The 21241-nt window shown below is 51.8% G+C and carries 21 protein-coding genes, 1 tRNA gene and 1 pseudogene; 19 read left to right on the top strand and 4 right to left on the bottom strand.

Annotation, left to right across the window (positions count from 1 at the left end):
* Positions 1-113: 113 nt before the first annotated feature.
* Together sdhE and ABVM99_RS05835 are read left to right on the top strand one after the other, a co-directional pair.
* A complete protein-coding gene (gene sdhE, locus ABVM99_RS05840; RefSeq protein WP_000351186.1) occupies positions 114-380 on the top strand; it encodes an FAD assembly factor SdhE in 267 nt (88 codons plus the stop codon).
* Positions 361-774 (top strand): protein YgfX, encoded by a 414-nt coding sequence (locus ABVM99_RS05835; protein WP_000244756.1) that lies wholly within the window; start codon positions 361-363, stop codon positions 772-774. Before sdhE ends, ABVM99_RS05835 begins: the two co-directional genes overlap by 20 nt.
* Positions 775-826: 52 nt before the next feature.
* Here ABVM99_RS05835 and fldB read toward each other — a convergent pair whose 3' ends face one another.
* Complete coding sequence (gene fldB, locus ABVM99_RS05830; protein WP_001055885.1) at positions 827-1348, bottom strand: flavodoxin FldB; 522 nt, start codon at positions 1346-1348, stop codon at positions 827-829.
* A gap of 112 nt (positions 1349-1460) precedes the next feature.
* Between fldB and xerD the strand changes: the two genes are divergently transcribed.
* From xerD to lysS, 5 genes are all read left to right on the top strand, one after another.
* Complete coding sequence (gene xerD, locus ABVM99_RS05825) at positions 1461-2357, top strand: site-specific tyrosine recombinase XerD (RefSeq protein ID WP_000434303.1); 897 nt, start codon at positions 1461-1463, stop codon at positions 2355-2357.
* A 23-nt stretch (positions 2358-2380) separates the two neighbouring features.
* Entirely contained in the window at positions 2381-3094 is a 714-nt protein-coding gene (gene dsbC / locus ABVM99_RS05820) for a bifunctional protein-disulfide isomerase/oxidoreductase DsbC (RefSeq protein WP_000745614.1), read from the top strand.
* Between the two features lie 5 nt (positions 3095-3099).
* Positions 3100-4833, top strand: a complete 1734-nt coding sequence (gene recJ / locus ABVM99_RS05815; protein WP_000813394.1) for a single-stranded-DNA-specific exonuclease RecJ — start codon at positions 3100-3102, stop codon at positions 4831-4833.
* Between the two features lie 104 nt (positions 4834-4937).
* Positions 4938-6036, top strand: a protein-coding gene (gene prfB / locus ABVM99_RS05810) for a peptide chain release factor 2 (protein WP_010989230.1) whose coding sequence is annotated in 2 segments (ribosomal slippage) — positions 4938-5012 and positions 5014-6036 — 1098 coding nt in all. Because the reading frame shifts where the segments join, the coding sequence is not laid out codon by codon here.
* Positions 6037-6045: 9 nt separating this feature from the next.
* Positions 6046-7563, top strand: coding sequence for a lysine--tRNA ligase (gene lysS, locus ABVM99_RS05805; RefSeq protein WP_000003339.1), 1518 nt, complete (start codon positions 6046-6048; stop codon positions 7561-7563).
* 75 nt (positions 7564-7638) lie between these two features.
* Here the strand turns inward: lysS and idi are convergent, their stop codons facing one another.
* Complete coding sequence (idi, locus tag ABVM99_RS05800) at positions 7639-8184, bottom strand: isopentenyl-diphosphate Delta-isomerase (RefSeq protein ID WP_000133983.1); 546 nt, start codon at positions 8182-8184, stop codon at positions 7639-7641.
* A gap of 264 nt (positions 8185-8448) precedes the next feature.
* Here idi and actS point away from each other — a divergent pair, with 264 nt between their 5' ends.
* On the top strand, positions 8449-9207 hold the full coding sequence (gene actS, locus ABVM99_RS05795; protein WP_000244328.1) for an amidase activator ActS: 759 nt from the start codon (positions 8449-8451) through the stop codon (positions 9205-9207).
* A gap of 79 nt (positions 9208-9286) precedes the next feature.
* Positions 9287-9360, top strand: a tRNA-Gly gene (locus tag ABVM99_RS05790).
* A 131-nt stretch (positions 9361-9491) separates the two neighbouring features.
* On the opposite strand, the gene ABVM99_RS05785 is transcribed toward ABVM99_RS05790, so the two are convergent.
* Positions 9492-10298, bottom strand: coding sequence for a DUF1460 domain-containing protein (locus ABVM99_RS05785; RefSeq protein ID WP_077684026.1), 807 nt, complete (start codon positions 10296-10298; stop codon positions 9492-9494).
* A 190-nt stretch (positions 10299-10488) separates the two neighbouring features.
* Here ABVM99_RS05785 and vapC point away from each other — a divergent pair.
* From vapC to ABVM99_RS05740, 9 genes and pseudogenes are all read left to right on the top strand, one after another.
* Positions 10489-10659: pseudogene (gene vapC / locus ABVM99_RS05780) on the top strand (tRNA(fMet)-specific endonuclease VapC); the annotation flags it as partial.
* Between the two features lie 802 nt (positions 10660-11461).
* The gene (locus ABVM99_RS05775) at positions 11462-11998 is read left to right on the top strand and encodes an STM3031 family outer membrane protein (protein ID WP_001038500.1); all 537 of its coding nucleotides are present in this window, start codon (positions 11462-11464) and stop codon (positions 11996-11998) included.
* A 46-nt stretch (positions 11999-12044) separates the two neighbouring features.
* The gene (locus tag ABVM99_RS05770) at positions 12045-12677 is read left to right on the top strand and encodes a YfdX family protein (protein ID WP_023194905.1); all 633 of its coding nucleotides are present in this window, start codon (positions 12045-12047) and stop codon (positions 12675-12677) included.
* A 718-nt stretch (positions 12678-13395) separates the two neighbouring features.
* A complete protein-coding gene (locus ABVM99_RS05765; RefSeq protein WP_393926665.1) occupies positions 13396-13980 on the top strand; it encodes a fimbrial protein in 585 nt (194 codons plus the stop codon).
* 119 nt (positions 13981-14099) lie between these two features.
* Entirely contained in the window at positions 14100-16589 is a 2490-nt protein-coding gene (gene stdB, locus ABVM99_RS05760) for a fimbrial outer membrane usher protein StdB (RefSeq protein ID WP_023194904.1), read from the top strand.
* Between the two features lie 40 nt (positions 16590-16629).
* Complete coding sequence (stdC, locus tag ABVM99_RS05755; RefSeq protein WP_020899186.1) at positions 16630-17373, top strand: fimbrial biogenesis chaperone StdC; 744 nt, start codon at positions 16630-16632, stop codon at positions 17371-17373.
* Complete coding sequence (locus ABVM99_RS05750) at positions 17370-18452, top strand: fimbrial protein (RefSeq protein ID WP_023194903.1); 1083 nt, start codon at positions 17370-17372, stop codon at positions 18450-18452. Before stdC ends, ABVM99_RS05750 begins: the two co-directional genes overlap by 4 nt.
* Positions 18453-18560: 108 nt before the next feature.
* Positions 18561-19067: a CaiF/GrlA family transcriptional regulator gene (locus tag ABVM99_RS05745; protein ID WP_000093333.1), complete on the top strand. Its 507-nt coding sequence runs from the start codon at positions 18561-18563 to the stop codon at positions 19065-19067.
* Entirely contained in the window at positions 19054-19812 is a 759-nt protein-coding gene (locus ABVM99_RS05740) for a hypothetical protein (RefSeq protein ID WP_023194902.1), read from the top strand. Before ABVM99_RS05745 ends, ABVM99_RS05740 begins: the two co-directional genes overlap by 14 nt.
* A 209-nt stretch (positions 19813-20021) precedes the next feature.
* On the opposite strand, the gene ABVM99_RS05735 is transcribed toward ABVM99_RS05740, so the two are convergent.
* The gene (locus ABVM99_RS05735; protein WP_079917404.1) at positions 20022-20840 is read right to left on the bottom strand and encodes a nickel/cobalt efflux protein RcnA; all 819 of its coding nucleotides are present in this window, start codon (positions 20838-20840) and stop codon (positions 20022-20024) included.
* A 121-nt stretch (positions 20841-20961) separates the two neighbouring features.
* Between ABVM99_RS05735 and rcnR the strand changes: the two genes are divergently transcribed.
* Positions 20962-21234: a Ni(II)/Co(II)-binding transcriptional repressor RcnR gene (gene rcnR / locus ABVM99_RS05730; protein WP_000019953.1), complete on the top strand. Its 273-nt coding sequence runs from the start codon at positions 20962-20964 to the stop codon at positions 21232-21234.
* Positions 21235-21241 lie beyond the last annotated feature (7 nt).

Raw genomic sequence — 21241 nt, 5'->3', positions numbered from 1 at the left:
ATTCCCAGCCTTTTATTTCGCGATCGCGTTCCAGATTACTGAGATTCCCGTAAAACAACGCCAAAAACACGTTACAATAGCCCGGTACTTCATTTTCGCGAGGCAGGAAGAACATGGATATTCACAATAAAGCACGTATTCACTGGGCATGTCGTCGCGGTATGCGCGAACTTGATATTTCCATCATGCCGTTTTTTGAACATGAGTACGATAGTTTAAGTGATGAAGAAAAGCGTATTTTTGTCCGTTTGTTGCAGAGTGATGACCCGGATTTATTTAACTGGTTAATGAATCACGGTAAACCGGCTGACGCTGAACTGGAACAGATGGTCCGACTCATTCAGACACGGAATCGGGAACGTGGTCCTGTGGCAATCTGATTTACGCGTCTCATGGCGCGCTCAGTGGATCTCATTGCTCATTCATGGGCTGGTTGCCGCGGTGATTTTATTGATGCCCTGGCCGCTGAGTTATACCCCGTTATGGATGATACTACTGTCGCTGGTCGTGTTTGACTGTGTACGTAGCCAGCGCAGGATTAATACCTGCCAGGGAGAGATCAAGCTACTCATGGACGGGCGCTTACGCTGGCAGGGGCAGGACTGGACGCTCTTGCGTCCGCCCTGGTTACTGAAGAGCGGGATGGTGTTGCGTTTACGCGCAGAGTCTGGACGTCATCAACATTTATGGCTGGCGGCGGATAGCATGGAAGAAGCGGAATGGCGTGAGTTGCGTCGGATACTGTTACAGCAGCCGATATCAGGCCAACACTGACGGAACGGCGTAAACGCGGTTCCGTCGAGAGGGAAATACAGCGAGTAAGGCTTCAGGCGTAGTGTTCGGCCATTTCGCCGAGAATTTGTTCACACCAGGTCTGTATACGCTCATCGCTGAGATCGTACTGGTTCGTTTCATCCAGCGCCAGGCCGACAAACAGTTGCCCATCCGCAATGACCGGTTTATTGCTGGTAAATTCGTAGCCTTCTGTGGGCCAGTAGCCGACAAATTTAACGCCTTTGAGGGCAAGTTTGTCATGCAACATACCCAGCGCATCCAGGAACCACTCGCCGTAGCCGAGCTGGTCGCCCATACCGTAAAGCGCAACGATTTTGCCTTCCAGATTGAGATCGTCCAGTTGCTCCCAGACGGCTTCCCAGTCCTCCTGAATTTCACCAAAATCCCAGGTGGGGATGCCTAAAATGAGCACGTCGTACTGCTCCATTAAGGCGGGGGCGTCATCCTTGAGGTTATGTAATGTCACCAGCTCCGGGCCGAGGATATCGCGAATTTTCTCTGCGGCCATCTCGGTGTAGCACGTGCTGGAACCGTAAAAAAGACCCATGTTCATTACGTTACATCTCGATTCTGCTATAGCGTTGCGGGTAGTGTAACAGAATCGCTGCATTCACGGCACAATGAGGCATAATGCACCCAAAGTCAGCGTGAAGTGGGGAGCGCGAATGGAACAGGATTTAGCGCGTATTGAGCAGTTTCTGGATGCCCTGTGGCTGGAACGAAATCTGGCGGAAAATACATTAAGCGCGTATCGTCGCGATTTATCGATGGTCGTTGCGTGGTTGCATCGTCGCGGAAAAACGCTTGCGACGGCGCAGGCTGATGATTTACAAACGCTGCTGGCTGAACGGGTGGAGGGCGGATACAAAGCGACCAGTTCCGCACGCCTGTTAAGCGCTATGCGGCGCTTTTTCCAGCATCTGTACCGTGAAAAGTATCGTGAGGATGATCCGAGCGCGCAGTTGGCCTCGCCTAAGCTTCCGCAGCGTTTACCGAAAGACCTTAGCGAGGCGCAGGTTGAACGGCTCTTGCAGGCGCCGCTTATTGATCAACCTTTGGAGTTGCGCGATAAAGCTATGTTGGAAGTGCTGTATGCCACCGGTTTGCGCGTGTCGGAACTGGTGGGGCTGACAATGAGCGATATCAGTCTGCGGCAGGGCGTGGTGCGGGTTATCGGTAAAGGCAATAAAGAGCGGTTGGTGCCGTTAGGCGAAGAGGCGGTATATTGGCTGGAAACGTATCTGGAGCATGGGCGTCCCTGGTTACTCAATGGCGTATCGATTGACGTATTATTCCCCAGTCAGCGTGCGCAGCAGATGACGCGGCAGACCTTCTGGCACCGTATTAAACATTATGCGGTACTGGCTGGAATCGATAGCGAAAAACTATCGCCGCATGTTTTACGTCACGCTTTCGCCACGCATTTGCTGAATCACGGCGCCGACTTGCGCGTTGTACAAATGCTACTTGGGCATAGCGATCTTTCGACGACACAAATTTATACGCATGTCGCAACGGAGCGTTTGCGTCAACTTCATCAACAGCACCATCCGCGGGCATGAGTGCTGACAGGAAAGGATAGTTTATGAAAAAGCGTTTTATGATGTTCACTTTACTGGCGGCGGCGTTTTCAGGCGTGGCCCATGCGGATGATGCGGCTATCCGTCAGTCGCTGGCTAAGCTGGGCGTTCAGAGTACGGAAATTCAGGCCTCGCCAGTGGCAGGGATGAAAACCGTCCTCACTCACAGCGGCGTACTGTACGTCACTGATGACGGCAAACATATTATTCAAGGGCCGATGTATGACGTGAGCGGCGCGCATCCGGTAAACGTGACGAACAAACTGCTGATGAGCCAGCTAAATGCGCTGGAAAAAGAGATGATCGTCTATAAAGCGCCGGATGAGAAACATGTCATTACTGTTTTTACCGATATCACCTGCGGCTATTGTCATAAGCTACATGAAGAGATGAAAGATTATAACGCGCTGGGGATCACGGTACGTTATCTGGCCTTCCCGCGCCAGGGGCTGGAAAGCCAGGCGGAGCAGGATATGAAATCTATCTGGTGCGCCAAAGACAAAAACAAAGCGTTTGATGACGCCATGGCAGGTAAGGGTGTGAAACCGGCAAGCTGTGACGTGAACATTGCTGATCATTATGCGTTGGGCGTGCAGTTGGGCGTTAGCGGTACGCCAGCCATTGTATTGAGTAACGGCTATGTGGTGCCTGGCTATCAGGGACCGAAAGAGATGAAAGCGTTTCTTGATGAGCATCAAAAACAGACCAGTGGTAAATAATACGCGTGAAACAACAGAGACAACTTCGTCGGCGCGAGGCTGATGAGACGGCGGAACTCCCCGCCGATCTTCCTCCATTACTACGACGTTTATATGCCAGCCGGGGCGTTCGTAGCGCCCGCGAACTGGAGCGCAGCGTGAAAGGAATGCTGCCCTGGCAACAGCTTAGCGGCATAGATAACGCGGTGGAGATCCTCTACAACGCCTTTCGCGAAGGTACCCGCATTATTGTTGTTGGCGATTTTGACGCCGACGGCGCGACCAGTACTGCGCTAAGCGTATTGGGAATGCGTGCGTTGGGATGTGACAACATCAGTTATCTGGTGCCTAATCGCTTTGAGGACGGCTACGGTTTAAGTCCGGAAGTGGTCGATCAGGCGAAGGCGCGCGGCGCGCAGCTTATCGTCACCGTAGACAACGGCATTTCATCCCACGCCGGCGTAGCGCATGCAAAGACGTTGGGGATTCCGGTGATCGTGACCGATCACCACCTGCCAGGCGACACGTTGCCGGATGCCGAAGCGATTATTAATCCCAATCTGCGCGACTGCGAATTCCCGTCTAAGTCGCTGGCGGGCGTCGGCGTGGCGTTTTACCTGATGCTGGCGTTGCGAACATTTTTGCGCGACAAAGGATGGTTCGACGAGCGCAACATCGCGCCGCCGAATCTGGCGGAGCTGCTGGATTTAGTGGCGTTGGGTACGGTAGCAGACGTTGTGCCGCTGGACGCTAACAACCGTATTCTGACCTGGCAAGGGCTAAGTCGTATTCGTGCCGGGAAATGCCGTCCGGGAATTAAAGCGTTGCTGGAGATATCGAATCGCGATCCGCAGCAGCTTGCCGCCAGTGATTTAGGCTTCGCGTTGGGGCCTCGCCTGAATGCCGCCGGCAGGCTGGATGATATGTCCGTTGGCGTGGCGTTACTGTTGTGCGATAACCTCGGCGAAGCGCGTGTTCTGGCTAGCGAGCTGGATGCGCTTAACCAGACGCGCAAAGAAATAGAGCAGGGGATGCAGGCGGAAGCGCTTATCCTGTGCGAAAAGCTTGAGCGCAGTAGTGAAACGCTTCCGGGCGGTCTGGCGATGTATCATCCTGAATGGCACCAGGGCGTGGTCGGAATTCTGGCGTCGCGCATTAAAGAGCGTTTTCACCGCCCGGTGATCGCCTTTGCGCCTGCGGGCGATGGCACGCTAAAAGGCTCAGGCCGTTCGATTCAGGGGTTGCATATGCGCGATGCGCTGGAAAGGCTGGATACCCTTTACCCTGATCTGATGATCAAGTTCGGCGGTCATGCGATGGCGGCGGGATTGTCGCTGGAAGAGCATAAATTCGAGCAGTTTCAGCAACGTTTTGGCGAGCTGGTGACGGAATGGCTCGATCCTGCCCTGCTGCAAGGCGAGGTGATCTCCGATGGTCCATTAAGCGCGGCGGAGATGTCTATGGAAGTGGCGCAACTGTTGCGGGATGCCGGACCGTGGGGGCAAATGTTCCCGGAACCGTTATTCGATGGTCGTTTCCGTCTGCTACAACAGCGTCTGGTGGGCGAGCGTCACCTCAAGGTGATGGTGGAGCCTGTCGGCGGCGGCCCGCTGTTGGATGGCATCGCATTTAATATTGATACGACCTGTTGGCCGGATAACGGCGTGCGGGAGGTAGAACTGGCTTATAAACTGGACATTAACGAGTTTCGCGGCAACCGTAGTTTACAGATTATTATCGATGATATTTGGCCGCTATGATCGGGGCGATTTAACAACACTTTCGCTGTAATTAAGGGGCGAAATCCGCTAATATTTCGCCCTTATAACCGCATTTTGACAAGTCAAATAAAAGAAATCAGACCATGTTTGAAATTAACCCGGTGAATAACCGCATTCAGGACCTCACGGAACGCACCAACGTTCTTAGGGGGTATCTTTGACTACGATGCTAAGAAAGAGCGTCTGGAAGAAGTAAACGCCGAGCTGGAACAGCCGGATGTCTGGAACGAACCTGAGCGCGCGCAGGCGCTGGGAAAAGAGCGTTCATCGCTCGAAGCGATCGTCGATACGCTTGATCAAATGACTCAGGGGCTGGACGACGTTTCCGGGCTACTGGAACTGGCGGTAGAAGCTGACGACGAAGAGACGTTTAACGAAGCCGTCGCGGAACTGAATACGCTGGAAGAGAAACTGGCGCAGTTGGAATTCCGCCGGATGTTCTCCGGCGAGTACGATAGCGCCGATTGCTATCTCGATATTCAGGCCGGTTCTGGTGGTACTGAAGCGCAGGACTGGGCCAGCATGTTGCTGCGTATGTATCTGCGTTGGGCGGAAGCGCGCGGCTTCAAGACGGAAGTCATTGAAGAGTCGGAAGGGGAAGTCGCCGGCATTAAGTCCGCGACTATCAAAATCTCCGGCGAATATGCCTATGGTTGGCTGCGCACTGAAACCGGCGTACATCGTCTGGTGCGTAAAAGTCCGTTTGACTCCGGCGGTCGCCGTCATACCTCGTTTAGCTCCGCGTTTGTGTACCCGGAAGTGGACGACGATATCGATATCGACATTAACCCGGCGGATCTGCGTATCGATGTCTATCGCGCGTCTGGCGCAGGCGGTCAGCACGTTAACCGTACGGAATCCGCCGTGCGTATCACTCATATTCCCACCGGGATTGTGACGCAGTGCCAGAACGACCGTTCGCAGCACAAAAACAAAGACCAGGCCATGAAGCAGATGAAAGCGAAGCTTTATGAACTGGAGATGCAGAAAAAGAACGCTGAAAAACAGGCGATGGAAGACACTAAGTCCGATATCGGCTGGGGAAGCCAGATTCGTTCCTATGTCCTGGACGATTCCCGCATTAAAGACCTGCGTACTGGGGTGGAAACCCGCAATACACAGGCGGTACTGGACGGTAGTCTGGATCAATTTATCGAAGCAAGTTTGAAAGCAGGGCTATGAGGAATCAACATGTCTGAACAAAACGCACAGGGCGCTGACGAGGTAGTCGATCTTAACAATGAAATGAAGGCACGTCGCGAGAAGCTGGCTGCACTGCGTGAGCAGGGTATCCCGTTCCCGAACGATTTCCGTCGTGACCGTACCTCAGACCAACTGCACGCAGAGTTTGACGCGAAAGAAGCTGAAGAACTGGAAGCGCTGAATATTGAAGTGTCCGTCGCGGGCCGTATGATGACTCGCCGTATTATGGGTAAAGCCTCTTTTGTTACCCTGCAAGACGTAGGCGGCCGCATTCAGCTGTATGTGGCGCGCGATGATCTGCCGGAAGGCGTTTACAACGAGCAGTTCAAGAAGTGGGATCTTGGCGATATCCTCGGCGCAAAAGGTAAGCTGTTCAAAACCAAAACCGGCGAGCTGTCTATCCACTGCACCGAACTGCGCCTGCTGACGAAAGCGCTGCGTCCGTTGCCGGATAAATTCCACGGCCTGCAGGACCAGGAAGCGCGCTATCGCCAGCGTTATCTGGATCTCATCTCTAACGATGAATCCCGTAACACCTTCAAAACCCGTTCGAAGATCCTGGCCGGTATTCGCCAGTTTATGGTTGCTCGCGGCTTTATGGAAGTCGAAACCCCGATGATGCAGGTGATCCCAGGCGGCGCGTCTGCCCGTCCGTTTATCACCCATCACAACGCGCTGGATCTGGACATGTACCTGCGTATCGCGCCGGAACTGTACCTCAAGCGTCTGGTGGTTGGCGGCTTCGAACGCGTATTCGAAATTAACCGTAACTTCCGTAACGAAGGCATCTCCGTGCGCCATAATCCTGAGTTCACCATGATGGAACTCTATATGGCGTATGCGGACTACAAAGACCTGATCGAGCTGACGGAGTCTCTGTTCCGTACGCTGGCGCAGGATGTTCTGGGCACCACCCAGGTTCCGTACGGTGATGAAGTGTTTGACTTCGGTAAGCCGTTCGAAAAACTGACCATGCGTGAAGCGATCAAGAAATATCGTCCGGAAACAGATATGGCTGATCTGGACAACTTCGATTCCGCGAAGGCGATTGCTGAAAGCATCGGCATTCACGTCGAGAAGAGCTGGGGTCTGGGCCGTATCGTCACCGAGATCTTTGACGAAGTCGCTGAAGCGCATCTGATTCAGCCGACCTTCATCACCGAATATCCGGCTGAAGTGTCTCCGCTGGCGCGTCGTAATGATGTGAACCCGGAAATCACTGACCGCTTCGAGTTCTTTATCGGCGGTCGTGAAATCGGCAATGGCTTTAGCGAGTTGAACGATGCGGAAGACCAGGCGCAGCGTTTCCTGGATCAGGTTAATGCAAAAGCGGCGGGCGACGACGAAGCCATGTTCTACGACGAAGACTACGTGACGGCGCTGGAACACGGTTTACCGCCGACAGCGGGTCTGGGAATTGGTATCGACCGTATGGTGATGCTGTTTACTAACAGCCACACGATTCGCGACGTTATTCTGTTCCCGGCGATGCGTCCGGTGAAATAAGATGTAAATTGCCGGATGGGGCATTAGCCGCCATCCGGCATCTCTTTGTTCAGGCGTAGCGCCATCAGGCAATCTTTAACGCTGGCAGTAATTGAGGAGTCGTTCACGCGCTTGTTCGTCTGACGCTTGCATGACCATCCACGGGCTAAATGCCCACGGCGTAGCGAGAAGGCTTTTCCATACGCTTTTAAATTCGCTCCACTGATAGTCCATCACCTCTTCGCTGTTAACCTGTAACACACTGGTTGCCCGCGCGGCAAATACCGGACAGACTTCATTTTCCACAATACCGTTTGGATCTGTCGCCCGATAGCTGAAGTGCGGATAGACGGGGGTGAGATCGGTAATTTCCACGCCGAGTTCGAACCGACAACGGCGGATGATCGCCTCTTCGGTGGTTTCGCCTTGTTGCGGATGACCGCAAACCGAATTCGTCCACACGCCTGGCCAGGCTTTCTTGCTCAGCGACCGTCGTGTTACCAGCAACTGACCATCTTCGTTAAATAGCCAGCAGGAGAAAGCCAGATGCAAAGGCGTATTAAGCGTATGAGCCGCAAACTTTTCCAGTGTGCCGGAAGGCTTATCCTGCTCATCCAATAAAACGACATGTTCCTCAGTCATGAAAGCTCCTGAAAATTAAAATGACCCGGCAGCATGGCCAGGCCATATACTCAGACGATCAGCGTAGCGCATAACAGAAAGAAAGGCATTACCAAAACAGGCCCTGACAGAACGCAGACGAGCGCCATTGTGCCGTGAGTCGATATTATGCTGGCATATCGGATATTCGCGGCATCATCATCCACGCGGCCCCTTTCCGGCGTCAATGGATTGGGCATACGGCATTTGGCTGCTATCATAAGGCGTCTGTCAATAGAGTGAGGAATGGTTTTGAGCGCAGGACGCCTGAACAAAAATAGCCTGGGTATTGCGGTGCTGTTATGCACAGGGCTGCTGCTGGCGGGGTGTTCCAGTAATTCCGGCTCAGGAACGTATTCCGGCTCCGTCTATACCGTTAAGCGCGGCGATACGTTGTATCGTATATCGCGCGCCACGGGAACCAGCGTGAAAGAACTGGCCCGACTGAATGGCATTTCTCCGCCTTATACTATTGAGGTGGGGCAGCGAATTAAAGTGCGCGGCAGCGCAAAGAGTAGTAGTTCAACACGCAAAACCAGCAATAAAACAGCAACAAAAACTGCCGCGGTCAGACCGTCATCTTCAGTGCCAAAATCCTCCTGGCCGCCGGTGGGGCAGCGTTGTTGGGTATGGCCTGCTAACGGTAAAGTGATTTTACCTTATTCCACCGCGGAGGGCGGAAATAAGGGAATCGATATTGCGGGCGCGCGCGGAACGCCTGTTTATGCGGCGGGAGCGGGTAAAGTTGTCTATGTCGGGAACCAGCTGCGCGGTTACGGCAATCTCATCATGATTAAGCACAATGAAGATTACATTACGGCTTACGCTCATAATGACACCATGCTGGTTAATAATGGACAAAGCGTTAAAGCGGGGCAAAAAATCGCTACGATGGGCAGCACGGATGCCGCATCCGTAAGACTACACTTCCAGATTCGCTACCGGGCGACGGCCATCGATCCGCTGCGTTATCTGCCGCCGCAGGGGAGTAAACCGAAGTGCTGACGGTGAATTAATCGCCAGTCAGCCAGTAAGTCTCTTGCCAACCAGAGCGTAAGGTTTATAATGCCTTACGCATCTCAAAGCGGGCGTAGTTCAATGGTAGAACGAGAGCTTCCCAAGCTCTATACGAGGGTTCGATTCCCTTCGCCCGCTCCAGACAAATATCTTCTAGTATTTAATAAATCCACGAATTTACAGCAATTTTCCGTGTCGGCCCCACAGTACACAGGGTTTCAATACCTATGTCGGACGGCTATTATCAGCTGGCGACTCCGGTAGTGACTTTATCATTCAGCCCGCAGCACAACGATGCCCGGTCTGGAATGCATGTATTCCATAAACGGTGTGTCCACCACTTTTCTGTTTGCGGCCAATGAGGAGGCGTTCCTGAACCACACCTGTTCATCATGGCGAACTACGATACCCACATGTGAAACGTCCAGCCCGTCAAGCGGGGAGTAGACACCGATATAATCCCCGTTTTTTAGGTGGTTCATGACCTGCTGGTTGATGGCTCTTCCGGGAATGTAATTTATTTTACGAGGATGGATGCCCAGACCAGGAATGTACTCGCCGCCATCAGGTTTATGGTTAAGCTGCTTGTCAACAACGACATAATCAGGGCTGATATCCGGCGTTACATCCCGTGCATTACGCGGTGCTGCGGCGAACCAGTCAGAGAAGAAGTGCCGGCGGCTGAGATAAGCAACTTTGCCCGCGGCGTAGCGAGTCCTGGCAAGATTATGCAGAAACGATTTCTGATTATCGCTGCGGGCCAGGGCTTCAACGTAATCAGCCAGGGTAAAGCAGTCCACGCCGTTGAAATTCGCTACAAGGACTTCGGGGATGCCGGGCCCACCGATGAGCGTATCCGCCTGATAAGGTGTTCCGAGAAAAGCAGACGATACGCGGCTGATAACTTCTCCATGGTTTTCGCCTTTATAAGGAATGACATCCGACTGGATAATCCGGCTTATTTTTTCTGCCGTAACGCTGTCCATGCTGGTCTGATATTTTTCTGTGCCAGGGACGGCACAGGCCGTCAGATGCGCCGACATAAGCAAAATTATCCATGCATTTACCTTCATTATCATCTCCGGAAAGGTTCAAATCCCTTTTTTACCTTTACCGGAAATGGTTGTGATGGATACAGAAAAACGCCAGAGGTTGATTACAGGTTGAGTAATATGAACGCTGATGATGATAAATGTGAAGATCATCATACGACTTTATTCGCCGTTGTTTTTTGCCTGATCGTCAAAGCCAACATGCCCCTTCAGGCTGGCGATACATACCGGTCAAATCCGTGCCGAACTGGCCCGCAAGGGAACACCTGTCGGGTCTTATGACCAGATGATTGCTGGCCATGCCCGTAGCCGCGGACTGGTCGTCGTCACAAACAATCTCCGCGAATTTGAACGCATTCCGGGTATCCGAATAGAAGACTGGTGCTAATTTCTGCATCAGATGTTATCCCCGGATTCAAACTCTTTTCCGGATTTAGTGGCACAGTCAATTTGGTTACCTGCTTAATGGTGGTTTGCATCACATTTTTAGCTGGTGGTATTTTTTTATGTTGACTGGAGATATCTGCCAACAGCATAACTTTTACGGCCAGATAATAAATAAAAGAGTACCAAAATGTCGTATTCTGACATGTTTACGAAGGGAGTACCGCTCCCTTCTTTTTTTCCTGGATACTCACTGAACAATGCCGTTACTGCCCGATAACTGCCGCCCCCCCCCTCACCATAGCCGTTTCCTACAACTAAGTCACAGACGTTGATTTACCAGGCCGATATGCCTTCTTTCCCGTTATATACCCTTCATACTTCAAGTGGCTTATGTGTTGGCTACGGATTACTCGGTCCATCCATGGGCCTCGCCCTGACGGGCCGTCGCACGCGACGTTCAAATCTGCTCCCGGCAGAATTGTCGCTCACCCCAGTCACTGAGTTATCTATGCTCCCGGGGACTCACTCCCTTGCCACCTTTAAGCAACTCGAATTATTTTGGGTATATATCAGTGAACTTCTATTTTTGTCAGTTTTTATTTTTCAGTTTATTTATTATTAAATACTGTTTCTGGCCTGGATATATTTTCGTGAATAGCCTCCCGACAGCCGGAGATAAAGGTATTTGCTGGCGTAACAGCGCTCATAATTTAAAAGATTTATTTATAGTTTGTTATCACGGAAAGATTTTAACTTAATACATGCCAGTAAGGCATCAGGTAAAAATAACCGGAGAGAAGAAGATGAACAAAATGCTATTAGCCGGAAGTGCCGGTATTGTTCTGCTGTCTGCTGCAGCCAGTCCGGTATGGGCAGACGATAATGCCAGTACATTTTCACTTGGATACGCCCAGTCCCATACTAATCACGCCGGGACGTTGCGTGGGGTTCGGCTGGCAAACAACTATGAAATGTCACCGGACTGGGGGCTGACAACCTCATTTGCCTGGCTAAATGGAAGCCAGCGCTATTCCGATGAAAGCAGTAATGGTCGTGTAACAACCCGTTATTACTCCCTGCTTGCAGGCCCCTCATGGAAAATAAATAATCAGTTAAGTCTGTATAGTCAAGTGGGCCCCGTATTATTGCATCAGCGTGATCACGGGATAAATGAGTCTGACAGTAAGGTCGGATATGGTTATTCTGCTGGCGTGGCTTATACCCCGGTCAGTAATGTCGCTATAACTCTGGGTTATGAGGGTGCGGATTTTGATGCTACCCATAACAGCGGAAGCCTTAATAGCAACGGCTTTAATCTTGGCGTGGGTTACCGGTTCTGAATAGGATAATACGATAAAAAATGTTACTTTGTGGAGATGATGGATTATGAAAAGCCATATTATGCCAGGCGTTGCGCTGATGGTTATCCTGTTTTCAGGAAATATTATGGCCGCAACAAACATGACTGATAACGTTACTCTGAATAATGACAAGATATCCGGACAGGCCTGGCAGGCCATGCGTGATATCGGAATGTCGCGATTCGAGTTGTTTAATGGTCGGACCCAAAAGGCGGAACAACTGGCTGCGCAAGCAGAAAAACTCCTGAACGATGACAGCACTGACTGGAAGCTGTATGTCAAATCAGATAAAAAAGCCCCAGTTGAAGGAGACCACTATATTCGGATAAATTCATCGATTACGGTAGCAGAAGATTATCTCCCTGCGGGCCAGAAAAATGATGCTATTAATAAAGCAAACCAGAAAATGAAAGAAGGAGATAAAAAAGGGACTATAGAGGCCCTGAAACTAGCAGGCGTCAGTGTTATTGAAAATCAGGAACTCATTCCTCTTCAGCAAACCCGTAAGGATGTGACCACAGCGCTTTCCTTGATGAACGAAGGAAAATACTATCAGGCAGGTCTGATACTGAAATCAGCTCAGGATGGCATAGTTGTAGACTCTCAGTCAGTTCAGGAATCACCCACGCCCCCCGTGCAGCACGACGCCGCGCATTAATATCCCCCAGCCTGCTGTATACATTACAGCAGGCAGCATTATGTCTGACAGCTATTACCAGTTTATTCTTTGCTGTCGGCATTGTTTTTAAATTTCATCCGCGAAGTTCAGGAATGTCAGGGTACCTGCATTTATATCTATTGTGATGCTCATCACAAATACAGAAGAATATCATTTCATTTATTATTTTTTATTCCTTCCACTTATGATGGTTCATAATCATTTATTAAGTTAATGTTTTGAAATTAAATGCCTTTCACTTGCGTCATGTCTGGTTTTTTATGCTGCCAGCAATTTCATTGTTATATATGATTAGTATTATGTTTTGTAAATATCCAGTGTGATGGAAAAGCAAAACATACATTCCTGATAATATATTACAAAATATTTCATGTCCACTGCGAATATCTGTCTGTTAGGTATTCATCTGCTTATAATTACATTAAAAAGTATTTCTTTGATGATTATTCTTAAATTACGATCATAATCATCGATCGTATCGATCTATTTTTATTGTTTTAATTTGAATAAGAATTTTCTTACAACTGATTAGGCATTAGCTGAAATCAATATTTTTCGATGGAAAGTTCAGGTGCTTCGTTTAACACCCGGCGTTTATTATTCATACGAATCTTTTCTGAACGCTTTCATTAATACCCTCAGATTTGTTTTCAGCCTTTGCAAAATAATTCTCATTCACCCAAAGGACATATTATCTATGCGTAATAAAATAATACTTGCCATGGCGGCTGCCGGTATGATGTATGGCGCTTCTGTATTTGCCGCCGATACTACACCCACAGCAGGCCCGTTCGGCTCAGGTAAAATTGCCTTCACTGGTACCATCACCAACTCACCCTGTGATATCGCACCGGGCGACGATGCAATCACCGTTCCGTTTGGACAGATTTCTTACCGTAAACTGAATACCGCCAATGCAACCACGGACTCAAAACCGTTCACCATTCATCTGCAGAACTGCGCCTTCGATCCGAATGAAACTACAATAGCCGGCTCCGCAGGGAAAATGTCTAAAGTAACCGTCTCTTTCAGTGGCACAGCTGATACCTCAGGTAAAGCTTACGTCAGCACCGGCAGTGCCCAGCATGTTGGTGTGCAGCTTCTGAAAAGTGACAACACCTCACTGATTACACCCAATACCCCGATGCCGGATGGCGACGCCCAGCAACTGCAGGCCGGGAATAACGAACTCAACTTCTTTGCCCGCCTGATAGCCCTGACAGATGCCGCAACTCCTGGCGATGTTAACGCCTCCGTCACCTACACCCTGAAATACTTGTGATTTTACGCGGTAAATAACGACAGGGAGAAGCCGTCCACGGAGGGGATCGGACGGCTTTTATATCTGACTGTGCCTGCGGGCTGTCTGTTACACGGACGACAACACGAAAGCGCCATGCCATGAAAATTACCCGGCTTGCCATTCTGATTACCCTGACATTTTCCGTCCTGAAGTCGCAGGCCACGGAGTTCAATGCCAGCCTGCTGGACAGCGGGAACCTGTCCAACGTGGACCTCACGGCCTTCAGCCGCGAGGGGTATGTGGCGCCCGGTAACTATATTCTCGATATCTGGCTCAATGACCAGCCGGTACGGGAACAGTATCCGGTCAGAGTTGTACCGGTTGCCGGACGCGACGCGGCCGTCATCTGTGTGACAACAGACATGGTGGCCATGCTGGGTCTTAAGGATAAGATTATTCATGGCCTGAAACCCGTTACCGGTATCCCGGACGGGCAATGCCTTGAGCTGCGCTCCGCTGACAGTCAGGTACGGTACAGCGCTGAAAATCAGCGTCTGACCTTCATTATCCCCCAAGCCTGGATGCGTTATCAGGACCCGGACTGGGTGCCTCCTTCACGCTGGAGCGACGGCGTCACCGCCGGCCTGCTCGATTACAGCCTGATGGCCAACCGCTATATGCCGCAGCAGGGGGAGACCTCTACCAGCTACAGCCTCTACGGCACCGCCGGGTTTAATCTCGGCGCCTGGCGGCTGCGGAGCGATTATCAGTACAGCCGTTTTGACAGTGGGCGGGGCGCATCACAGTCCGATTTTTATCTGCCGCAGACGTATCTGTTCCGTGCCCTGCCAGCACTGCGCTCAAAACTGACGCTCGGACAGACGTACCTCAGCTCCGCTATTTTTGACTCCTTCCGCTTTGCCGGGCTCACTTTGGCCAGCGATGAGCGCATGCTACCGCCCTCTCTTCAGGGGTATGCCCCGAAAATCAGCGGCATTGCGAACAGTAATGCACAGGTTACCGTCAGCCAGAATGGCCGCATTCTGTACCAGACCCGGGTGTCGCCGGGGCCTTTTGAGCTTCCCGACCTGAGCCAGAATATCAGCGGCAACCTGGATGTCAGCGTCCGGGAAAGCGACGGTAGCGTCCGGACCTGGCAGGTCAACACGGCCAGCGTCCCCTTTATGGCACGCCAGGGACAGGTTCGCTATAAGGTGGCCGCCGGACGTCCGCTGTACGGCGGGACGCATAACAACAGCACGGTCAGCCCTGACTTTCTGCTCGGGGAGGCCACCTGGGGAGCATTTAACAACACGTCGCTGTATGGCGGCCTCATTGCCTCCACCGGCGACTACCAGTCCGCGGCGCTCGGGATCGGCCAGAATATGGGGCTGCTGGGCGCTCTGTCTGCGGACGTCACCCGCTCAGATGCGCGGTTGCCGCATGGGCAGAAGCAGTCCGGTTACAGCTACCGTATCAACTATGCCAAAACGTTTGATAAAACCGGCAGTACCCTGGCGTTCGTCGGATACCGCTTCTCGGACCGCCATTTTCTGTCCATGCCGGAGTACCTGCAGCGTCGGGCCACCGACGGCGGCGATGCATGGCATGAAAAACAGAGCTATACCGTGACTTACAGCCAGTCCGTTCCGGTACTCAACATGAGCGCGGCCCTCTCGGTAAGCCGGCTCAATTACTGGAATGCGCAGTCCAACAATAACTACATGCTCAGCTTCAACAAAGTGTTCAGTCTCGGCGACCTTCAGGGGCTCTCGGCCTCGGTGTCGTTTGCCCGTAACCAGTACACCGGCGGGGGGAGCCAGAACCAGGTCTACGCCACCATCAGTATCCCGTGGGGCGACAGCCGCCAGGTGAGCTACAGCGTGCAGAAGGATAACCGGGGCGGCCTGCAGCAGACCGTGAATTACAGCGATTTCCATAACCCGGATACCACATGGAACATCAGCGCCGGTCATAACCGCTATGACACCGGCAGTAACAGCAGCTTCAGCGGCAGCGTGCAGAGCCGTCTGCCGTGGGGCCAGGCGGCAGCGGACGCCACCCTGCAGCCCGGACAGTACCGCAGCCTGGGCCTGAGCTGGTACGGCTCGGTGACTGCCACCGCCCACGGCGCCGCTTTCAGCCAGTCGATGGCCGGGAATGAGCCCCGCATGATGATAGATACCGGAGACGTGGCTGGTGTGCCGGTGAACGGCAACAGCGGGGTGACCAACCGCTTCGGGGTGGGCGTGGTGAGCGCCGGCAGCAGCTATCGGCGCAGCGATATTTCGGTTGATGTGGCCGCCCTGCCGGAGGACGTGGACGTCAGCAGCTCCGTCGTCAGCCAGGTGCTGACGGAGGGCGCGGTGGGCTACCGGAAAATTGACGCCAGCCAGGGGGAGCAGGTGCTCGGTCATATCCGACTGGCTGATGGCGCCAGTCCACCGTTTGGCGCTCTGGTAGTGTCCGGGAAAAGCGGCAGAACCGCGGGGATGGTCGGAGATGACGGTTTGGTCTACCTGACAGGCCTCAGCGGGGAAGACCGCCGGACCCTGAATGTGTCCTGGGATGGCCGGGTGCAGTGCAAACTCACCCTGCCGGAAACGGTGACACTCAGTCGGGGGCCGCTGTTACTGCCCTGCAGATAAAAATATCCCTGTCACAGAGCAGGACTAACGGAGAAAACAGGTGAAAAACAGCAGAAGAAGCCGTGTGATTTTACTCGCGCTGGCGGCAGCATGGAGCCAGTGCAGCCCGGCGGCCGTCAACGTCGACCGGACCCGTATTATCATGGATGCGCCGCAGAAAACGGTGGCCATCACGCTGAATAACGATGACAAAACCACGCCGTTCCTGGCGCAGTCCTGGGTGACGGACGCTGACGGGGTGAGAACGGATGCGCTGATGGCGCTGCCGCCGCTGCAGCGTATTGATGCCGGACAGAAATCCCAGGTCCGCATCACCCAGGTTCGCGGGCTGACAGATAAGCTCCCTCAGGACAGGGAAACACTGTTCTGGTTTAACGTGCGGGGCGTTCCCCCGAAGCCGGAGGACGACAACGTCCTGCAGCTGGCCATGCAGAGTCAGCTGAAACTGTTTTACCGTCCGAAAGCCATTATCAGAAGCAGCAATGACCAGCCGGAAAGAAAGCTGACCGCTGAGCGGAATGCGGGACATCTGACCCTCAGAAACCCGACGCCGTACTACATCACTGTGGCGTGGCTGGGAGCAGACCGTAGCCACAGGCTCAGCGGTTTCCGCGAGGGCGTGATGGTGCCGCCCCTGGGGAACCTGCCTTTAAAGGCTGTTCTGCCGGCAGAAACCCGGACGCTGTGGGTGGGGTATATTGATGATTACGGGGGACTGCAGATGAATCGCTACACCTGCGATGCCCTGAACTGCGCGTTTAAGGACGCAGGGGCGACATCATGACAGGACGATTATTCAATATGAAATCACTGATACTGTCAGGTGTGTTTCTTTTCTTTGCTGTCTGTGATTCTGCGAGGGCAAACTATGACTGGTCAAAATGTGATGCCAATGGAAATGTAAATATTCAGAATATCAGTCTGAAGGGAGGACAATATTTACAAGGGCAGGAACTGCAGAAGATTACTGTTCCCATAAGTTATACCTGTACTACAACATGGAGCAGTTTTAATTCACTTGTTTACTCTACAGCAGTTTCGCTTTCCGATATGAGACAGGTAGCCACTGCGCTAAAAGATCGCGGTCTTGGAATGGATATCGTTGTTCAGGAAGGGAGCTTGACTCCCGTGACATTTACGTGGAGGGATATACAGGCAGGGTTTTCAGGCTGGTCCAGTTCAAAAGCATTCGGGCAACGTATGGAAGCGCAAAAAACATATAACCGGAGCGGAACGATTACAGTACATATTTTTGTCGAACAGGTTTTCAATAATAATTTTTTGGACATAAACATTCCGGGAAGTAAAATTAATATATATCCCTATAGCCCGTCACAACCCGGACTGTCTGTTGAACCACCGACTGTTCCATTCAGAGCTTTGCCTGTTTCTGCCTTTAATCTCAGGTTTATTCCTGACAACTCAGGCAAGGTTATTATCTCTCCTTCTAATACTATCAATATGGGGCGTTTTTATACGGAATATAAGGAAACCCTGGTGCCCAGGGAAGTACCTTTCACCGTTACAGCACAACAGAATGTCGGAACGCAGATCCCGTTCGTCGCCCCACTGGCTATAGAGTTCAGGACCAACGGTCTGACACTGGCAGATGCTGACAGCACCGTGATTCTTAAGAATAATAAACAAGAAAACAATGGTTTCAGACTGTCGGTAATGGATGTGGATAATAACACACCAGTTAAATTTAATGTGAAAACAGATATGGGATCTATCCATCTTGATAACGGTGCCGGTGGCAGAATTATAAAACAGTATAAAGCAAAGGTCGAAGCTATACCCGGTGAGGTAATTAAAACAGGTGCTTTTTCAGCCGCAATGACAGTGATTGTTACTTACAATTAGCAGGATTAAATACCATTTCCTGATAGTTAATTAAAAATAGATATAAATTTATCTTTATGATTATTTTTTTCTTCTCGGTCTTTTTCACTAAAAAAACGGAGAGTCTGCATGTCTTCTGATAAATCAAAAGGGAAGATAGTTTTTTCAGGTAACGATATTCATTATCCCGGACAGACCAACCATGATGCCTGTTTTATTCCGGTAAGTGTCCGCCAGTATGCCGGCGAGCCCCTGTATATCATCGTGGCACACTGGTGCCTGTTGCAGCAGAACTGGGTTCAGCGTAACCAGATAGCAGAGGCGTTTCACATCACGGCCAGACGGGCCAGCTACCTGATTGCCTATCTGCGAAGCAAAACATCACGGGTGGTCAGCATCTGCCGTCACCAGACCCTGCCCAATAAAGCACGACGCTATGAGATTTATGTTATCCGGGTTCTTGACAGTCCCACCCCGTCCACGCGTCGTGAAAAAGCCGGACCGCCGCCGGTATCAAAACGCCGGGTCGGTAATGGTGACAGGTCGATGGCAAATGAACTGTGGAACCGGCTGTGCAGTAACAGAAATGCGGGGAAGATCCTGAAAAAGAAGGAGGATGAGGATGACGGAACATAACCGGATGCCGGCCCGGCAGATTATCGTTTACGGTGACTGCTGGCCGGTGAAGATCGCCGTGGCACACCTGGTCCGAAGATTTCTGCCGGGCTGCAACTGTGAAACCGCATACAGGCAGCCTGTTCTGTTGCAGCAATTACGTCGGAAACCGGAGGCCATACTGATACTGTGTCTGCGTCCCCGTGAACATCTCTTTTTGTTCTATTCCCTGAGGCAGATACTGCCGGACTACCCGGTTATGATTATCAGCGATGAGCTGTTTTTCAGCGACCGGGTGGTACTGAAGGTATACGGCGGCATCCCGGCGCTGCTGGAGCAGGAACTGGCGGAGATACTTATTCGGTGGCGGCGGGATGAACAGTGGGCCGGGGGCGCACGCTTGCGCAGGACAGGAGCGCTGGACGCCTTTTTGTTATCTCCGGAGCCAGTGACGGGCTTTCTGGAAGTGCCACCGATATTTAACAATCCGAAGCGGTTGATGAACTATATGGACCAGTTGATGCACCGGGAGATACTGGCATGTGGAGTGAGCCTTGCCCAGTTACGCTTGCTTCAGGAAGTTTACCGTGGACGGGGAAGGTTGTCAGCGTTGTGTGGAAGGCTTAATACGCAGGAGAAGCAAATCTGGCAGGACAAATACCGGTTACTGGTGAAGCTGGGAATGCGGAACCGATTACGGGAACTGCTGTTTGGTACCCGGTTTTGTAAATCATTGCAGCGAACTCCGTTTATCGCTCCGCAATAACCCGCCTCCGGCAACCCTATCCAGAAACACTGACACTCCGGCTAAACCCGGTGGCGATGGGGTATGTTTTGCCTGTGGTGTAGTGGAGTAAAATACAGAATTCAGGCGGGACGCTGAATGTATGGCCTTTCATACCGTTTGATAAGTAAAAACGCTTCTGGAATGAAACCCGACGTGAATGATACGGCCTGAGCAGAAGCGTTACATATTTACTGCATGATCCCGGTATAGCCATGAATTCCCATATACACGCCGACCAGACCAATCAGAATGCTCGAAAAATAGGGCGCCCGCCGGGCAAGCGTCGAAAAACCACTCCAGCGCTTTGCTGCCTGTTGAACGCTTATCGCCGCGCCAACGCCTACCGTCACCAGCGTTAATGCCAGGCCAAGACTAAAGCTCAGTACCATCGTGGTGCCCAGCGTAAACGCTTTAAGCTGGATACAAATCAGTAAAACGGTGATCGCAGCCGGACAGGGGATAAGCCCTCCGGTCAGGCCGAACAGTAGGATCTGTCCATTAGTCACTGTTTGACCATCAAAACGGCGTTGAATATCGGCAGCATGGGCGCGTTCATGGGCATCCTGATACGCTTTTGACGTTGCGCCTTCCGGATGTATGTGACCATGATGGTCGTGGTCGTGGTCGTGGTCGTGGTCGTGATGATGGTTTCCCGCTAGCCACTGCTGCTCGCCTCGCCATGTCCGCCAGAACATCCAGCACGCGGTGCTCAGAATAATGATCGCAGAAATTAACTGCAGCCATGGTTCCACTGATTGTGCGGTGAATGCCCGGCTAAGATACATCCCACCCAGCGCGATTAACCAGACGATCGCGGTATGAGAAAGCGTTGCTGCCAGACCGAGCATGACGGCCTGTTTAACCGTACCTTTAATGGCAATGATAAAAGCCGCCATCATAGTTTTGGAGTGCCCTGGTTCAAGCCCGTGCAAAATACCTAATAAAATGGCGCTGGGAATGAAGAACCAGCCGTTTCCTTGCTGAAGAAGTGTCGAAAATTCACCCATGAGAATGATTCTTAGTTGTTTTATGTGGGCGCCATTCTACTCCCCCCCAGTATGGAATACTACCCCCCAGTAGCATCGTAATGCTATAATTTGTATTCGTTAATGTTAGTGAGGTGTTGCAATGTCACATACCATCCGGGACAAACAAAAGCTTAAAGCCAGAACCAGCAAGATTCAGGGACAGGTGATAGCGCTAAAAAAAATGCTGGATGAACCGCATGAATGCGCGGCCGTGTTACAACAGATCGCGGCGATTCGCGGCGCGGTAAATGGCTTAATGCGTGAGGTGATTAAAGGGCATCTGACCGAGCATATCGTTCATCAGAGTGATGAAGCCAGACGTGAAGAAGATCTGGACGTAATATTAAAGGTGCTGGATTCTTATATAAAATAGCCGGGAG

This window comes from Salmonella sp. SJTUF15591, assembly GCF_043356435.1.
GTDB classification, from domain to species: Bacteria; Pseudomonadota; Gammaproteobacteria; order Enterobacterales; family Enterobacteriaceae; genus Salmonella; species Salmonella enterica.
Note: the sequence above shows the minus strand (reverse complement) of the source record. Positions and strands in the feature narration are given on the sequence as shown.

What these genes read in the sequence shown, in the direction of transcription:
- ABVM99_RS05745 (WP_000093333.1), top strand. Translation starts at nt 18,561, where the DNA reads ATGTCTTCTGATAAATCAAAAGGGAAGATAGTTTTTTCAGGTAACGAT.
- ABVM99_RS05785 (WP_077684026.1), bottom strand. Translation starts at nt 10,298, where the DNA reads ATGATAATGAAGGTAAATGCATGGATAATTTTGCTTATGTCGGCGCAT.
- ABVM99_RS05765 (WP_393926665.1), top strand. Translation starts at nt 13,396, where the DNA reads ATGCGTAATAAAATAATACTTGCCATGGCGGCTGCCGGTATGATGTAT.
- ABVM99_RS05775 (WP_001038500.1), top strand. Translation starts at nt 11,462, where the DNA reads ATGAACAAAATGCTATTAGCCGGAAGTGCCGGTATTGTTCTGCTGTCT.
- ABVM99_RS05750 (WP_023194903.1), top strand. Translation starts at nt 17,370, where the DNA reads ATGACAGGACGATTATTCAATATGAAATCACTGATACTGTCAGGTGTG.
- idi (WP_000133983.1), bottom strand. Translation starts at nt 8,184, where the DNA reads ATGACTGAGGAACATGTCGTTTTATTGGATGAGCAGGATAAGCCTTCC.
- ABVM99_RS05770 (WP_023194905.1), top strand. Translation starts at nt 12,045, where the DNA reads ATGAAAAGCCATATTATGCCAGGCGTTGCGCTGATGGTTATCCTGTTT.
- ABVM99_RS05735 (WP_079917404.1), bottom strand. Translation starts at nt 20,840, where the DNA reads ATGGGTGAATTTTCGACACTTCTTCAGCAAGGAAACGGCTGGTTCTTC.
- stdB (WP_023194904.1), top strand. Translation starts at nt 14,100, where the DNA reads ATGAAAATTACCCGGCTTGCCATTCTGATTACCCTGACATTTTCCGTC.
- dsbC (WP_000745614.1), top strand. Translation starts at nt 2,381, where the DNA reads ATGAAAAAGCGTTTTATGATGTTCACTTTACTGGCGGCGGCGTTTTCA.
- fldB (WP_001055885.1), bottom strand. Translation starts at nt 1,348, where the DNA reads ATGAACATGGGTCTTTTTTACGGTTCCAGCACGTGCTACACCGAGATG.
- actS (WP_000244328.1), top strand. Translation starts at nt 8,449, where the DNA reads ATGGTTTTGAGCGCAGGACGCCTGAACAAAAATAGCCTGGGTATTGCG.
- xerD (WP_000434303.1), top strand. Translation starts at nt 1,461, where the DNA reads ATGGAACAGGATTTAGCGCGTATTGAGCAGTTTCTGGATGCCCTGTGG.
- sdhE (WP_000351186.1), top strand. Translation starts at nt 114, where the DNA reads ATGGATATTCACAATAAAGCACGTATTCACTGGGCATGTCGTCGCGGT.
- lysS (WP_000003339.1), top strand. Translation starts at nt 6,046, where the DNA reads ATGTCTGAACAAAACGCACAGGGCGCTGACGAGGTAGTCGATCTTAAC.
- ABVM99_RS05740 (WP_023194902.1), top strand. Translation starts at nt 19,054, where the DNA reads ATGACGGAACATAACCGGATGCCGGCCCGGCAGATTATCGTTTACGGT.
- rcnR (WP_000019953.1), top strand. Translation starts at nt 20,962, where the DNA reads ATGTCACATACCATCCGGGACAAACAAAAGCTTAAAGCCAGAACCAGC.